General features: G+C 46.6%; 13 protein-coding genes. 5 read left to right on the forward strand and 8 right to left on the reverse strand.

Going from position 1 to position 16,622, the window contains the following annotated elements; genetic code table 11:
• Window positions 1–232 precede the first annotated feature (232 nt).
• The 7 genes from QUB70_RS20965 to QUB70_RS20995 all read right to left on the reverse strand — a co-directional run bounded on the left by QUB70_RS20965 (window position 233) and on the right by QUB70_RS20995 (window position 8,642).
• Window positions 233–1,516 carry a cation:proton antiporter gene (locus QUB70_RS20965; protein ID WP_332983192.1) on the reverse strand — a complete coding sequence of 428 codons (1,284 nt, stop codon included), beginning with the start codon at window positions 1,514–1,516 and terminating at the stop codon, window positions 233–235.
• Window positions 1,517–1,818: 302 nt separating this feature from the next.
• A complete protein-coding gene (locus QUB70_RS20970; protein WP_332983193.1) occupies window positions 1,819–2,961 on the reverse strand; it encodes a universal stress protein in 1,143 nt (380 codons plus the stop codon).
• A gap of 186 nt (window positions 2,962–3,147) precedes the next feature.
• Window positions 3,148–3,777, reverse strand: a complete 630-nt coding sequence (kdpC, locus tag QUB70_RS20975; protein WP_332983194.1) for a K(+)-transporting ATPase subunit C — start codon at window positions 3,775–3,777, stop codon at window positions 3,148–3,150.
• Between the two features lie 184 nt (window positions 3,778–3,961).
• Window positions 3,962–4,231, reverse strand: coding sequence for a K(+)-transporting ATPase subunit F (kdpF, locus tag QUB70_RS20980; protein WP_332983195.1), 270 nt, complete (start codon window positions 4,229–4,231; stop codon window positions 3,962–3,964).
• 153 nt (window positions 4,232–4,384) lie between these two features.
• The gene (gene kdpB, locus QUB70_RS20985; RefSeq protein ID WP_332983196.1) at window positions 4,385–6,469 is read right to left on the reverse strand and encodes a potassium-transporting ATPase subunit KdpB; all 2,085 of its coding nucleotides are present in this window, start codon (window positions 6,467–6,469) and stop codon (window positions 4,385–4,387) included.
• Window positions 6,470–6,606: 137 nt separating this feature from the next.
• Window positions 6,607–8,385 carry a potassium-transporting ATPase subunit KdpA gene (kdpA, locus tag QUB70_RS20990; protein ID WP_332983198.1) on the reverse strand — a complete coding sequence of 593 codons (1,779 nt, stop codon included), beginning with the start codon at window positions 8,383–8,385 and terminating at the stop codon, window positions 6,607–6,609.
• Window positions 8,370–8,642 (reverse strand): potassium transporter TrkA, encoded by a 273-nt coding sequence (locus tag QUB70_RS20995; protein ID WP_332983199.1) that lies wholly within the window; start codon window positions 8,640–8,642, stop codon window positions 8,370–8,372. The genes kdpA and QUB70_RS20995 overlap by 16 nt, the downstream gene beginning before the upstream one ends.
• A 33-nt stretch (window positions 8,643–8,675) precedes the next feature.
• Between QUB70_RS20995 and QUB70_RS21000 the strand changes: the two genes are divergently transcribed.
• The 5 genes from QUB70_RS21000 (at window position 8,676) to QUB70_RS21020 (ending at window position 15,942) form a co-directional block, all read left to right on the forward strand.
• Entirely contained in the window at window positions 8,676–8,837 is a 162-nt protein-coding gene (locus tag QUB70_RS21000; protein WP_332983200.1) for a hypothetical protein, read from the forward strand.
• Window positions 8,838–9,130: 293 nt separating this feature from the next.
• A complete protein-coding gene (locus tag QUB70_RS21005; protein WP_332983201.1) occupies window positions 9,131–10,231 on the forward strand; it encodes a sensor histidine kinase in 1,101 nt (366 codons plus the stop codon).
• Window positions 10,228–10,920: a response regulator transcription factor gene (locus QUB70_RS21010; RefSeq protein WP_332983203.1), complete on the forward strand. Its 693-nt coding sequence runs from the start codon at window positions 10,228–10,230 to the stop codon at window positions 10,918–10,920. Before QUB70_RS21005 ends, QUB70_RS21010 begins: the two co-directional genes overlap by 4 nt.
• 205 nt (window positions 10,921–11,125) lie before the next feature.
• Complete coding sequence (locus QUB70_RS21015; RefSeq protein ID WP_332983205.1) at window positions 11,126–11,455, forward strand: DUF4347 domain-containing protein; 330 nt, start codon at window positions 11,126–11,128, stop codon at window positions 11,453–11,455.
• Between the two features lie 230 nt (window positions 11,456–11,685).
• The gene (locus QUB70_RS21020; RefSeq protein WP_332983206.1) at window positions 11,686–15,942 is read left to right on the forward strand and encodes a choice-of-anchor Y domain-containing protein; all 4,257 of its coding nucleotides are present in this window, start codon (window positions 11,686–11,688) and stop codon (window positions 15,940–15,942) included.
• Between the two features lie 152 nt (window positions 15,943–16,094).
• On the opposite strand, the gene QUB70_RS21025 is transcribed toward QUB70_RS21020, so the two are convergent.
• Window positions 16,095–16,451 carry a hypothetical protein gene (locus QUB70_RS21025; RefSeq protein ID WP_332983208.1) on the reverse strand — a complete coding sequence of 119 codons (357 nt, stop codon included), beginning with the start codon at window positions 16,449–16,451 and terminating at the stop codon, window positions 16,095–16,097.
• Between the last annotated feature and the right edge of the window lie 171 nt (window positions 16,452–16,622).

Here is a 16,622-nt window from a genome sequence, read left to right on the forward strand (position 1 = left end):
AGAAAAAAAAATTTTGTGGGATGGGCCGGAGAGCCCGTCCTAGTTATTTTTGCAAGAGGTCTAAAGAACTTCGCCTGACGCACCCTACAAGTCGATTTTAGATTATATAGTAAGGTGCGTCAGCTCCCGAAATTCCCGATCGCCGTTAGAGAACTTCGCCTGACGCACCCTACAAGTCGATTGTTGTGTGACAGTTGCGTCCAAGACTATTAAAGTCACGCACCTTACTGAATTAAATTAAATCCGGTACATCAGGTTTGATTCGGCGCTCGTACCAGTTCATTAACGGCGTAGAGCTAATGCCGTGCAGAATCACAGAAATCACGATTGTTGTAAAGGTAATCCAGGCAATTTTTTCGGCGGTTTCGCCTTTTAAACCGTGACCGAAAGCATAGGTAAGATAATAGATAGAACCGACGCCCCGAATGCCGAACCAACCGCACAGCCAGCGGCTGGCTGGATGCAAAGGACTGCCGATCGTACTTATCCAAGCTCCCACAGGCCGGATTAAAAAAATCAACAATCCAGCTACTAAGAGGGAGTATCCTCCATATGCGAATATAGGTTCTAGGCGCAAAAGCGAACCTAATAGTAAAATAGTTCCTACTTCCATTAACTTTTCGATGCGCTCGGTAAAGTGCAGTTGGGAAAGCGGTTTTTCTGGGTTGCGGTAACTCCGCTGCACCACAATTCCTGCTACAAAAACTGCGAGAAATCCGTAGCCGTTGACTACTTCTGTGAGCGAATAGGTGAGCAGAATTGTGCTGAGAGCAATGAAATCTTCCATTAGTTCGTCGGCGGGTCGGTAGCGTTGGAGTTGTCGATCGATCCAGGTGACGGCTTTAGCTACTAAAATTCCCATAACGATACCTGCGGCGATCGCCCAAATCAAGTCAACTGCCGCCCACTGCGAAAACCAGTTCGGCAAGTTGGGATCTTTTAGCGCATAAAGGCCGAAGTAAACAAAGGGAAAAGCTAAAGCATCGTTCAAACCGCCTTCCGATGTTAAACCAAAGCGCAATTCATCGCGATCGTCTATATGTGCTAACTGAACTTCTGAGGCTAAAACTGGATCTGTGGGAGCGAGAATTGCTCCCAATAAAATCGCCGGGCCCCAATCTAATTTCACAAACCAATGACCGACTGCGGCCACAGCAAAAATAGAAATAGGCATTAAAAAACCGATCAGCCGCGCTGTGGAATTCCAGGCCCAAAATTGCAGCGGGCGATTCATTTTTAAGCCGCAACTGAACAGTGAAACAATAACTACAAATTCTGTAAGTCTTTCTAAAAATTGAGCTTCGGGGCGCAATTCTATCAGCTTGGAGCCGTAGGGCCCCAATCCGATACCGACAACTAGATAAATTAAGGCATAAGATACAGGGAATCGCGAAATCCATCCGGAACCCAAGGTAACGGTAAGCAGGAGGATGCCAATAGCTAGCAAGTCGAGAATGTAAATATCCACCATAGCGATCGCACTTTTAACCAGGTTTAACAAGTGCGATTTTGACATATAAAAGCTTCGGGCGCATCCACCGCCCGCTAGATTCAGCTCTCATCCAAAAGTTGCAGTTTTTATGCTAAATGACTATACCTCTTGCAAAAATCCTTTTAATCAAATTCTGGAACGGGCTCTCCGGCCCATTCCACAAGAAAAAAAATTTTGTGGGATGGGCCGGAGAGCCCGTCCTAGTTATTTTTGCAAGAGGTCTACTGACAACTAACAACTAACAACTGACAACTGACAACTAACAACTAACAACTAACAACTGACAACTGACAACTAACAACTAACAACTGACAACTAACAACTGACTACTGACTTTTTTCAGTAGAGATGATGTGCAAATCTACGTGTTTGAGCGATCGCACTAAATGTTGAGTCAAAGAACCGCGCAGCAGCAATGTCCAGCGGGATTGCTGGCTTTCGCCGATCACAATTTGAGTAATCCGATACTGTTTCGCTACGTCCGAAATCGCTTTGGCTATTTTTGTGCCGTTTACCCGCAAAAAATGCCCGTTAAATTCTTTACATAATTTCTCACAAGTTTCAACGTGCAAGCTTTCTACTTTTGTCAAAAATCGGTCTGGATCGTGGACAAACACAGCATAAAACGGGGCATTCATGTAGCTAGCAATCCTCGCGCCCCGCCGCAGCAGTTGCAAGGAATTGGGATAAGTAGAGACGCATACTAAAACTCGTTCGTGAATGTTGCAAACTTGACCTTTGAAAGTTGCTGCGTCGTCTTCCACACTGTCTGCGACTTCTCGCAGGGCGAGTTCTCGCAAAGCAATTAAATGACGGCGCTGAAAAAAGTTTTTTAATGATTGTTCAATTTTTTCGGGAGCATAAATTTTGCCTTCTAGCAACCGTTCTTCTAAAGTTTCCGGCGTGACATCGACAACGAGTATTTCGTCAGCAGCTTCGAGGACGCTATCGGGCACTCGCTCTCGCACGACAACTCCGGTAATTCGAGCTACTAAATCGTTGAGACTTTCTATGTGCTGAATGTTGAGCGTGGAAAAAACATCAATTCCCGCATTGAGAATTTCTTCGACATCTTGATATCGTTTTTCTCGCAGAGAACCGGGAATATTTGTATGAGCAAGTTCGTCTACTAATGCTAGTTGAGGACGGCGTTCGATAACGGCCTCTGCATCCATTTCTGCGAGCATTTTTTCGCCGCGCAGCATTTGTTTGCGCGGCACTATTTCCAGTCCTTGGGCTTTAGCTGCTGTCTCTTTCCGCCCGTGGGTTTCTAACAGTCCGATTGCCACGTCAATACCTTCAGATTTTAGCCTGTGCCCTTCTTCTAGCATTCGGAAAGTTTTGCCGACACCGGGGGCCATGCCGATAAATATTTTGTGCTTTCCCCGGCGGGGGGTGCGATCGTAAGTGCGGTTCGGTTGTGGGTAAACCGCGTCTGGATGGTTTGGAAGTTCGCTAGAGTGAATCATAGCAGTTGGCAGTTGGCAGTTGGCAGTTGGCAGTTGGCAGTTGGCAGTTGGCAGTTGGCAGTTGGCAGTTGACAGTTGACAGTTGACAGTTGACAGTTGACAGTTGCTACAACTGACTAATGACTAATGACTAATGACTGATGACTAATGACTGATGACTGATGACTGATGACTAATGACTCTAAACTATGGTAAACCGTCGAGAGCCAAATTCAGTTTGAGGACGTTAACTCCCGGTTCGCCGAAAAGGCCGATAAATCTGCCATCTGTATTTTTGGCTACCAACATTTCTACTTGATTGGCATTGAGCGATCGCACTGTTGCTATCCGCTGAATTTGCGATCGAGCAGCCTCTTCGCTAATGTGCGGATCGAGGCTAGAACCAGAAGTATAGACTAAATCCGCAGTCGGTTTGATGCCAGCTTTGTTGAGGCGGTCTAATTCAACTTGCACCCCCTGAAAACCATCTTTCTCATTACCTCGCTTCAGCAGATCCGAGTTGCTGGGAGCCAGGTTGCTAGCCCCCGAAACGCCTGTTCTCTGACTTAAGTTATCTGCCTTTGTCGGGTCGTAATCTGCGGTCGCAAAGCTGCTGTAATTTGTGGTGCTGGGGCGGCTCCAAAAATATTTATCCGAGCTGAAGGGTTGACCGATTAACGAGGAACCGACTACAACTCCCTGCTTAGTAATTAAGCTGCCGTTTGCCTGCGAATTGAAAGCAACTTGACCGATTACTAGCATTACCAACGGGTAAATAATGGCTGTAAGACCCCACAGCACTAAAGTAACGCGAATTGCTCTAATTAATTCTCTCATAAATGACCTCAAAAGAAGGAAGTTCGGCAACGGATTGTGTAACGGATGTAACGGATGTCGAAGCCCAGAAACCGGGTTTTTGGTAAAAACATAGAAACCGGGTTTTTGGGAAATATTTGGTTTTAGTCCGCAGGTTTGGTAAAAAACCCGGTTTCTTAGAGTCAGTGTGCCTTACAGGCTAGACCTAAAATCTTTCTGGTTGAAAAATTACGACAAACAAATAAGCTGCGAGTCCGACAATTACTAAACCCAAGAGACTTAAACCCCAGGCAGCTTTTTTAGTCAAACCTTCATCCGCAGCGGCATAAACTGCGGGTGCAATTATCAAGTTAAAACACATTACCAGAAATAGCTGCACCGGGATTGGGTGGCGTTGCCAAAGCATTTGTGCTAACTCAATTGTTTCTTGGAAATCTCTTGGCAAAACATCATTCAGCAAATCATTCCGTTTCATAATTTCTCCGGTTTTGGTTACTATAAAGTCGAGGCAGAGCCTCTAAATCTGCGTTTCCAGGCACAGCCTGGGAACGAGTTATTTTTTTTTCTTCACATCGCTCCTCGGACTTCTATCCGTTACATCCGCTACAAAATCCGCTGCCGAACTTCTTTATGCTAACCCAACGGCGGCAATGAAAACATCAATTATTTTGATGGCAATAAACGGCGCAACTGCTCCGCCCAATCCGTAGATTAAAATGTTACGTTGCAATAGTTGATTGGCGCTCAACGGTCGAAATTTTACCCCGGTTAATGCTAGGGGAATCAAAGCCGGAATAATTAAAGCATTGTAAACTAATGCCGACAAAACCGCAGATTGACCGCTGGCCAAACCCATGATATTTAAAGCACCAACCGGGGCAAACATTGCCGGAATAATTGCAAAATATTTAGCAATGTCGTTGGCTAGCGAAAATGTAGTCAGCGCACCGCGAGTAATCAGCAATTGTTTGCCGATAGTCACTAAATCAATTAACTTTGTAGGGTCAGAATCCAAGTCTACCATGTTCGCAGCTTCCTTGGCCGCTTGCGTTCCCGAATTCATTGCCAAGCCTACATTTGCCTGGGCTAGTGCGGGCGCGTCGTTGGTTCCGTCCCCCGTCATTGCTACTAATTTGCCCTCGGCTTGTTGCTTGCGAATTACTTCAATTTTGTCCTCGGGAGTTGCTTCGGCAATGAAGTCGTCAACGCCTGCTTCGTCAGCAATTACTGATGCGGTAATCCGGTTATCTCCGGTGAGCATAATTGTGCGGATGCCCATTTTTCGGAGTTGGTCAAACCGATCGCGAATTCCCGGTTTAATAATATCTTTCAAATAGATAATGCCGTAGGTGTCGTTGCCTTGACAAACTCCCAACGGTGTCCCTCCCAGCCGGGAAACTCGCTCGTAAGCTTCATCGAGATCGGGGCCGAAATTGCCGCCGCGCGATCGCACAAAACCCTTCACCGCCTCCACCGCACCCTTCCGAAGCTCTGTACCATCGGGCAAATCCGTGCCAGACATCCGCGTTTTTGCTGAAAAGTCCAGCCCCGTTGCCTTGGCGCGATCGAATTTTGCTGTAGCGCCCAATTTTTCCGCCAAACGGACGATCGACTTTCCCTCTGGAGTATCGTCAAACACGCTCGCAGTCAGTGCTACCTGCGCCACCTCCTCCAGCGAGTGGCCGTTTACCGGAATGAACTCCTCCGCCAAGCGGTTGCCCAGCGTGATCGTCCCCGTTTTGTCCAAAATCAGCGTATTCACGTCGCCGCAAGCCTCCACGGCGCGTCCAGAGGTCGCTATGACGTTAAATTGAGCCACGCGATCCATCCCCGCAATGCCGATCGCGCTCAGCAAACCGCCGATCGTCGTCGGAATCAGCGCCACCAGCAGCGAAATCAGCGTCACCACGCCCACAGGGGTTTTCACGTAATTGCCCACGGGCGGAATCGTCGAAACCACAATCAAAAACACCAGAGTCAGCACCGCCAGCAGCACCGTCAGCGCGATCTCGTTCGGCGTTTTCGAGCGTTCTGCGCCCTCTACCAGCGCGATCATCCTGTCCAAAAACCCCTTGCCCGGGTCGGCCATCACCCGCAGCGTCAGTTCGTCAGAAAGGATGCGCGTACCGCCGGTAACGGAACTGGCGATGTCCGAACCCGGTTCCTTGAGTACGGGCGCGGATTCCCCGGTGATCGCAGATTCGTCCACCGACGCGACGCCTGCGATCACTTCGCCGTCAGCGGGAATGACATCGCCTGCGATCACTTTAATTTGGTCGCCCCGTCTCAGGGATGTGGAACTTACTTCTTGAATTGAACCGTCTGGTAGGAGTTTGCGGGCTGTTGTGTCGGCTTTGGTCGATCGCAGTGCGTCTGCTTGCGCTTTCCCCCGCCCTTCTGCCACAGCTTCAGCAAAATTAGCAAATACCAAAGTGAAGAACAAAATTAACGTGACTAAACCGTTGAAAACTACCTGATTCTTGCCGGGAACCGGGCCGAACAGCGTCGGATCGATCGTCAACAGTGCAGTAACAATTGTGCCTGCCCACACCACAAACATCACCGGATTTTTCAGCATCACCCGAGGATCTAGTTTGACAAAAGCTTGTTTGAAAGCTCTTTGGTAAAGACCTTTTGTATTTGCTTTTGGCGTGTGTCGGCGGGACTCGCGAGAGCCCCCACGGCGTTTTTTTGGGGAATCGGGGGTAACCATTTTGGTGATTTTTGATTTGGAATTTTCGATTTTTGATTTTGGATTGGGTATTGGGGATTGTGGCTTTTTCCATCAGATTCAGATCCCCCCCAGCCCCCCTTAAAAAGGGGGGAGCATGACCGTCAAAGTCCCCCTTCTTAAGGGGGATTTAGGGGGATCGAAGGTGTCGCTAAAGGTGAAGGACTTATGTCTGCTGGTACATTTATTGTTAGCGGTTCCAACTTAGCGCTGCTAATTTCAAATCCTTCTGCAATTGGCCCTAAAGCTAGAACAGGGAAAAATGTCAGCGCGCCCAGAATTATAATTACTCCTGCGGTGACGCTGGTAAACAAAACTGAATCTGTTCTCAGAGTACCTGTTGTTTCTGGTACCGGTTGTTTGTTCGTCATGCTGTCAGCTAAAAGCAGCAGGGCAACAATCGGAACGTAGCGTCCCAACAGCAGGCTGAAACAGGCGCTTAAATTCCACCAAAGTCCAGTAGATGCCGGTTGAGAGTCTGCCAATCCTTCAAAACCTGAACCGTTGTTGGCAGCAGCCGAAGCGTATTCGTAAATCACCTGCGAAATGCCGTGAAATCCGGGATTGCTGATGCCGCTCAAAGCATCGGGAAATGCGAGGGTAATGGCACCGGGAATTAAAACTGCGATCGGGTGAATTAACAAAACAACGCTAGCTAAAACAATTTCCCGTTTCTCAATTTTTCGTCCTAAAAATTCTGGCGTTCTTCCCACCATCAATCCTGTGAGAAATACGCTCAAAATCGAGTAAATAAATAAGTAAGCAGTTCCCGTTCCCTGTCCGCCCCAAACGATTTGCAGAAACAAATTAAACAAAGTAGCAAAACCACCGGGAGGCATTAAAGAATCGTGCATTCCGTTGACCGCACCGCACATTGTACCAGTCGTAGTCACGGCCCAGAGTACAGTCTCGGCCCAGCCAAATCGAACTTCTTTTCCTTCTAAATTTGGCTGCATAGAACCCAGCCAATTATTAATTTGAGGATTGCCTTGGAACTCGCCAACTGCTGCAATGCCAATCAAGACAATGTAAATGGCAAAAACCATCCAAAAAATCAGCCAGCCTTGTTTTTTGTTATTGGCAAATCTGCCGTAGGTGTGAATCAGAGCTGCCGGAATTGAAACCATTGCTATTGTTTCCAGCAGGTTAGTAAAAGGGTTGGGATTTTCAAAGGGGTGGGCCGAGTTAATGGCAAAAAATCCGCCGCCGTTTTCTCCGAGTTGTTTGATGCTTTCAAAGTGAGCTACTGGGCCGCGAGCTATTACTTGAGTGCTGCCTTCTAAAGTAGTGGCAACTGCGGGCCCGGCTAGGGTTTCTGGTACGCCACCAATTAGTAGAAGCAAGCCAATTATTAAAGAAAGGGGCAGCAGGATGCGGGTAATTGATTGAATTAAATCAATGTAAAAATTGCCCAGCGGGCGGCCTGTAAGTCCCCGGATAAAGGCAATGCCTACTGCTAAACCCGTGGCGGATGAGGTAAACATTAAAAAACCCAGAGTTAACTGAGATAGATAACTGAATGTTGTCTCGCCGGAGTAATGCTGTTGGTCGGTATTTGTGAGGAATGAAATAGTTGTGTGCAGCGCAGTATCCCAGGTGGGTACGCTTAAGCTGGTGGGATTTAAAGGCAGCACTCCTTGAAGCATGAAAATTAGAAAAACAAATATGCCCATTGCTACATTGCTGTATAATAGCGATCGGGCATACTGCCAGCCTGTCATGGAATCTACAAACCGGATGTTGCTGGCTTTATAGATGAGTTGTTCTACAGGTTTAATAGCGGGATCGAGAATGGTTCGTTCTCCCATGTAGACCCGCGCCATGTAATTACCAAAGGAAGGTGATATCGCTACTATAATGATTAGCGTTAATGCGATTTGAATTAATCCTTGCAGCATAACTGAACCAAAAAGTCCTCGTTGGATAAATACTTTTCACATCTGGGGAAAGGGCTTCTAAAAGAAGTCCACAAAACCGGGTGAGTTTTCTTCAAAATAACATATAGTTCGGGGGCGATCGCCGAATTCAATGCTACTGCTAAGATGCAATCTTCCCAGGATATCGCCGGGTTTTCGCTGGCTAGAATTACTTGTCCTTCTCTTGCTAACCCCAAGCACTGACAGCTACTGGGCAATTGTATGGCATTTAATGCCATGCCGCAATAACTGCTGTTGAATTGGATGGCAACTTGGATAAGTTTTGGTTCTGCAAAGCTCATATAGCCGAAGGAAGAAGGAAGAAGGAAGAAGGAAGAAGGAAGAAGGAAGGAGCCGATGTAATCGGGCAATTTCCCGCAATGATTTCAGCAATTAATAACGTCCGGTGGAACATTGGAGGTCGCTATATATGACTGACACTAGCCACAAAGTGCGGTTTACTCTTACTAATTACTATACTCAAGGCTATTATTTTTGATAATTAGCCTTGAGGTATAAGTTAATGTTTACAATTTATATTGGGCTGTCCTATATTTTTAGTAATAGACAAATGTTTAGATATTGTTCGGAATCTATATTTGCAGATATAGATGCTATCTAAACGCTATTTTTTTTCGCTACAGTCACAAGAGACGAGATATTTTGAAGAAAGGTAGAAGGCAGAGACTTGAGTGTAAATATAAAATTTAAAATGGATTAATTGAGGATGTTTAAAAGCTTATTGAAAATCCAAAAAAATCTGGTAATTCAAGAGAAGTATTGGCGAGGGCGGTGGTCGATCGCACTTTTATTCGCGATCGTTGCACTGCTGGAATTTACTACGCCGTCGGAGTATCTATTTGGGTATTTGTACATAGGGCCGATTTTACTGGCAAATTCGCGCTTGAGTCGGTTGGGTAAGTTGCAAATTACGCTGGTAGCGGCAGCTTTGACGCTGTTAAATTTGTTTGTTCCTCCCGGAGAAACGATCGCCCTAGCAACTGTAGCAAATAGATCGATCGCAGTCATGGCTTTAGGGGTGACGGGATATTTGAGCGATCGCAACCAGCAGTACCAAGAGGCGATCGCCCAAACCAAAGCTCAATTGCAGTCGCAGCAGCAGTTAGCTAGCATCCGAGAAGATTTTGTCTCTACTTTGAGTCACGATTTGAAAACGCCAATGCTGGGGGCGATCGAAACTATTAAAGCTTTTGGGCAGGCCAAATTTGGGAATGTCACCGCCAGTCAGCAAAAAGTTCTCGAAACAATGGCGCGATCGCACAAAATGTCACTACAATTAGTAGAAACGCTGCTAGATGTTTACCGCAACGATGCCGAAGGTTTAAAACTGCAACTTGCTCCCGTAAATTTAGTAGCTTTGGCAGAAGAAGTAATTGCAACACTCATCCATTTATCGGCGGCGCGCCGAGTTTACATTAGTATGAGTTACGGAGAGTCAGATTTCCGCCGCTCTTTGTGGGTAAATGGCGATGCGGTGCAACTTCAGCGCGTTTTTGTTAATTTGCTAACAAACGGTATCAACCATTCTCCTCGGGGCGGTAAAGTAGAAATTGTTATGGAATCTTATTCGAGTTATCAAGCTGTGAAAGTGCTAGATAGTGGCTTGGGAATTACAGCAGACGAACTGCCCTGCTTGTTTGAACGTTTTTATCAAGGAAATGGCGATCGGCAAGCCAAAGGTTCGGGATTGGGGCTATACCTATCTCGCCAAATTATTGACGCCCACGGCGGTATAATTTGGGCTGAAAACAAATTGCCACACGGCGCTTTGTTTGGATTCCGACTCCCTGCTATCCCAGAGAAATGAAACCAGCACATCCATTGCGAATTCTCCTAGTTGAAGACGACGAATTGTTTCGGCTGGGGCTGCAAACGCGGTTGCAGCAAGAAAGTTGCTTGCAAATAATTGCCGAAGCGGAAGATGGCGAAACAGCAGTAGAATTGACTCAGCAACACTTACCCGATGTGGTGGTTCTCGATGTCGGTTTGCCGGGAATTGGCGGCATTGAAGCGTGCCGCCAAATTAAACAGCGACATCCAGCAATTCCGGTTTTGATTTTAACATCTCATTCTCAAAAATCCTTAATTGAAAGATTGATTGCCGCAGGTGCTCAGGGCTATTGTCTCAAGGGAATTGCGGCGGAAAATTTGGTGTTGGCAATTCGATCGGTAGCGGCGGGCGCTTCTTGGTGGGACAAGGGGGCGACTGCGGAAATTCGGGAGGTTTTTGCTAATCCTGAACCTGTTAAAGTTGGATCGAAATCAGAAAATTTAGACAATCCGCTGACGAAGCGGGAACAGGAAATCTTAGCTTTAGTTGCGGGAGGAAAAAGCAATCAGGAAATTGCTCAAATATTGTACATTGCTCCCGGTACGGTGCGGGTTCACGTTCACGCGATTTTGCAAAAGTTAGAAGTGCGCGATCGCACTCAAGCTGCTGTACTCGCTATTCAGAAAGGATTGGTTGCTGAAGAACTTTTGGCGATCGAACCTTGATAGGGCGGGTTTTGTACCTGAATTATCGGTTTTTTCAAGGAATTATTGGCTCGATCCGCCCCTATAAAGATGCCTCTGTTGCAGGTTTACGGAAAATTAGTCTCATTCGTCTTTAATTTTAATTTTACTCATGACATTTAATGTGTGAGTTTGCTAATTTTTATATATCTTAATTTTTCTACGGTCATCTAAGCAGAGATGTATTGTGCCAAATGTTAGCAGTTCAGTTGTGAGTGCGATCGCCTTTCTCGACTCTGCCCTTCCCGATCGCCAAACTCTCCGCAACGGTATTGCAATGCGGACAGAAGTAATTATCCTCGATGCGGCGCGGGATGGAGTAGCACAAATCACGACCGCGCTAGCGAGTCGCAGCAATATCAAAAGCATTCATATTATCTCCCACGGCCGCGCCGCGAGTTTGCAGCTAGGGGCGATCGATCTAAACTTGACAAATTTAAAAACTTATGCTAAGCAATTGCAGCGTTGGTCGCGATCGCTGGCAGAGAGTGCAGAGATTTTGCTGCACCGGAATTGATATCAAATCACTTTTTTGCGTCCAAGAGTGCGATCGACAATAATACAAGCTTTTGCTTGACACTGCTAAGCTGTCAAGATATTATTTTCGTACTAATTTTTACCGGAATTAGGCAATAATACTGAAACACTACTGACAGTATAATTACGCAAATTAAATTATAGTGTTTGTAAAAAAGTGACAGTAGTTGACTAAAAACACATAATCATCTCAAATTTAGGTGCATCTAGATGGGACAGATAATTATTAACGAATTCCGGCGCAATGGGCAATTCCAGGGGAATGAGTATGTGGAACTGCTGTTGACCGAAGATATAACAACAGCTCAACTTCAAAGTTTTTTTGTAGGCGATTCAAGCGGTGCAACAGCACAGAAATTTTCGGCTTATCAGTTCAGGAACATGGCGAGTATTGCTCCTGTCTTCAAGGCAGGAACAATAATTGCGATCGGCGGTTCAGGGGTCATTCCTAGTAATGATATTACCTACAACCCAGTTGCCGGCGGAAATGATGCTGATTGGAACATTCAATTGCTGATAAATAACGGTGCTGGCGGTACTTATCTCAATAATGTCTTAGTCGGAACTAACGCTTTTGGCGGAGATTTTGCAGCCTCAGATATAGTTTGGGTAGATACTAGCAGTGCGGGAATTACTTCTGTTGATTCTATCGCGTGGCCGACGACTGGATTAGGAGTATTTGGCAGTGCAGCTAAGGTGCAAGTTCCAGTACCAAGCAACGGGAGTAATGTCGAGTTTTCGAGCGATATTGGCGGCATCAACAGAACTGCTAGTTATACTTTAAATAGTCCCGGCTCCTTGGGTTTGCCCAACAGCGGAATTAACACTATTTATATTAACAGCCTCCGCAATCGGCAGACTAACATTGCTCCGACTTTGGCAACTCCTAATGTTAATAGTCCGATCGCAATTAATGAAGATACACCCAGCGCAGCTAACACAGGCTTTAGTATTTTTAACATCACTAGCGAGTTAGGCGGTGACGCTAATGGCGATCCTTTGGGTGTCGCAGTCACCGCCGCGGACAATACTAACGGTAACTGGCAATTTTCAACTGACGGCAATACTTGGACAAATTTCGGCACAGTGTCGGAAAGTTTAGCAACCGTACTCGGCCCTACTGCTCTTTATAATGGCTTACTTGGTAACACTCCCACTGCTCAAAATTGGCTATCTTTGACTAACTTAAATCTTGCTTCTCCTACCACTACAGCTTCCGAATTTTTTAACGGTAATGGAGTTAATTTAAACAGCACTGCTGCCAATAGCATTTATGCTGGCTATACAAATAATCCTTTAAATCCGTCATTTCCCCCGCTCGATCGCAATTCGGGCTTTAGCTTGTCTTTTAATCTCCAAATTATATCCGAATCCCGCACTAATCAAAATCGAGCAGGTTTTAGCATTGTGGCCGTTACTAGCGATCGCAAAGCCATTGAAATCGGTTTCCAGCAGCTATCTGCAACTTCCGGCAATATCTTTGCACAAGGCGACGGCATTACTCCCAACCCGGGCGGACAAACTAATAGCTTATTTGTTGCTGGGGAAAATGTTGCTTACAACACTAATATTGCTACTAACTACACTCTGAGAGTTCAAGGCGACAATTACTTTCTTTCAGATGGCAGCGATATTATACTAACAGGGCCGCTGCGAGATTATTCTGGATTTAGTGGCGCGATCGATCCTTACGAAACTCCTAACTTTCTATTTCTCGGTGACGACACAACCTCAGCCCAAGCTAATATCAACCTGACGCGGGTTTCCCTGCAAACGCCAGCGAGAGTCCGCTTTGTCCCCAACCCAGACTATTACAGTAACCCTGGAAGCGAACCGACAATTACCTTTCGGGCATGGGATGGAACTAACGGAGTCGCTAGCGGTACTGCGGGCGTCAATGCTTCAGTTACGGGCGGAACAACGCCGTTTAGCACTAATACGATAACATCGGCGATCGCAGTTAATCCAGTCAACGATGCACCCTCCTTTGTCAAAGGGGCCGATCGCACTCTCAGCAGCAATTCGGGGGCACAAACCATCCCCGGATGGGCGACGGCGATTTCTCCAGGCCCGGCCAACGAATCGGGACAAACTGTGGCTTTCCAAGTAGTCGGGAATGACAATGCTGCTTTGTTTAGCGTACAACCTGCGATCGACTCTTTGGGACAACTGACTTTTACGCCCGCAACAGGTGCGATCGGCAGTGCTAATATCACTCTAAACCTCAGAGATAATGGCGGTATAGATAACGGCGGTGTCGATACTTCCGCCAACCAAACTTTCATTATCAACCTCACCAATCCAGGCACATTTAACTTCAGTAGCGCCAACTACAGCGTTAATGAAAACGGTAGTTTTGCCACAATTACCGTTACTCGCACAGATGCTAATGTGGCTGCTGCTGTCAGTTACAGCACAAGTAACGGCACTGCTAATGCTGGTAGTGACTATAACCAGACATCGGGAACATTAAATTTTGGCATTGGCGAAACAGCTCAAGTTTTCACTATTCCAATTGTTGAGGATTCGGGAATAGAAGAGGATGAAACTGTTAATTTAAGTCTGAATAATCCCACTAACGGAGCCAATTTGGGAGCAATTCCTAGTGCGGTTTTGACTATTGTAGACACAACTCCTACACCGACGCCAATTGCGACACCGACGCCTGCGGAAACTCCCACTCCAATTGCGACGCCAATTGTGACTCCGACGCCTGCGGAAACTCCCACTCCAATTGCGACGCCAATTGTGACTCCGACGCCTGCGGAAACTCCCACTTCAACTCCGACGCCTGCGGAAACTCCCACTTCAAATCCGACGCCTGCGGAAACTCCCACTCAAAATCCGACGCCTGCGGAAACTCCCACTCCAATTTCGACGACAATTCCAAATCCGACGCCTGCGGAAACTCCCCCTCCAATTCCGACGACAATTCCAACTCCGACGCCAATTCCGACAGCGACTCCGACGCCTGCGGAAACTCTAATTCCGACACCGACTCCGACGCCTGCTTCAACTCCAATTCCGACTCCGACACCTGCTTCAACTCCAATTCCGACACCAATTTCGACGCCAATTCCGACGCCAATTCCTACTGCGGAAATTCCAACTCCTACACCAACTCCGACGCCAACTCCGATAGTTACGGAAACTCTAATTCCGACGCCAATTCCGACTGCGGAAACTCCAATTTCGACGCAGACACCAACGCCTGCGGAAACTCCAATTCCGACGCCTGCGGAAACTCCAATTTCGACGCAGACGCCGGGAGAAACGCCGATCGCCAATCAGAATTCGATCGCCCAAACCACATCTCCAACAACCGAAACCCCTAAACCTGCGCTAATTCCTGCGGCTTCGGAAGACTGTATGTGCGATCGCATCTCTTTACCCGATCGCACTTCCATTCCCGGCCCGAATATCCCTGAAAATACCCTCAACGGTACTGACGGTAAAGATACTCTAACCGGCAGCGATATTAATGACATCATCAACGGTTTCAACGGCAGCGACTTGCTAATTGGCTTATTCGGCAGCGACAATATTTACGGTGGTCTTGCTAGCCCAGTTGCTGTCGGCGCGGATGCAGATAGCGACACTATATTTGGCAACGAAAATAACGACTACATCGTCGGTCATGCTGGCAATGACATTATTTATTTAGGTAAAGATAATGATGTGGCGATCGCAGGCAAAGACAATGACGTAGTTTGGGGCGACAAAGGCAACGATACCCTGCTTGGCGATGAAGGTAATGACAGTTTATTTGGCGGCACTTCTGATGCGTCTGACGGCGACTTGACAGGAAAAGATTTGCTTTTTGGCAATAACGGCAACGACGTTTTATACGGGCAAGAAAGCGAAGATACTCTTGCTGGCGGCGAGGACAATGATACCTTACGCGGCGGCAAAGATAACGATATAATTTGCGGCGATTCTGGCAATGATTTGCTGTTTGGAGATTTGGGAAGTGACACCATCTGCGGCGGCGACGGCGAGGATACGATTTTGGGAGATATTGACAATATCGCGATGGATGCTAGCAGTCAAAAAAATTACCTTTGCGGCGGTAGTGGCAATGACTTAATTTTTGGCAATCAAGATGCCGATCAATTGTGCGGCGGTGACGGTAGCGATACTCTGTACGGCGGCAAAGGTGACGATATTTTGATTGGGGGAATTGGGGATGACTGGTTGATTGGAGACTTAGGAAACGATAGCCTGCAAGGAGGAAGCGGACGCGATTACTTTTTCTTGACTGCGGGAGAAGGCGACGATGTAATTGCTGATTTTACGCAAGGTGAAGACTTGCTAGTGTTAACAAGTGGCTGGAAGTTCGATCGACTCAGCATCGTTCAAGAAAACAGTGCTACCTTAATTAAGATTGCCAGTACAGGTCAAATTCTGGCTGTTTTGAGTGGAATGTCAGCAAGTGCGATCGGACAACAAGACTTTACCATAATTTAAGAAACAAAAGGTGTGTAAGCTGTTACGCATTTAAACCACCGGGCGGGGCCTGTAGGGTGCGTCAGCTAGAACACTTACTGGGCAAGGGAAACGAGAAAGGGCTGACGCACCCTACAATACTATTTTAAATGCGTAACAGCTTAGTAAGGACTTTAGTCCTTAGCAGCCAACACCTCATCCATGTCAACATTTCGACTCTTTAACTCTGCTTTTAAGGAAATTGGCAAAACTACTAACACATCCAAATACCACCACCAACGTTGAGGAATAATAGCTTCTGCTTTGCGGATTTCAGCTAAATTGACAAAGCGCGACAACTCCTGATAAAAAACGTTTACGTGCTCAATTAGCTGCCGATCGGCTTTGGTGAGTAATATCTTTTCTTCTTCACTCAATTGAGATTCACTTTCGGCCAGGCGATCGCGAATTTGCAGCATTTCTAAGTGTTCTGCACCGCTGACATCAGGAAAGTCAACACTCGCGCAATAGTTTTCTAACACAGAATTCATAATTAAATTGCACTGCCTTTTCATTCATCTCACTCCTAGACGCAGGGATAGTCAGAAACCGGGTTTTTTAGGAAAATATTTCGTTGTAGCCCGAAGATTAGACCTCTTGCAAAAATCCTTTTAATCAAATTCTGGAACGGGCAAGATGCCCATTCCACAAGAAAAAAAATT

This window comes from Microcoleus sp. A003_D6 (assembly GCF_036702825.1).
GTDB lineage: Bacteria > Cyanobacteriota > Cyanobacteriia > Cyanobacteriales > Microcoleaceae > Microcoleus.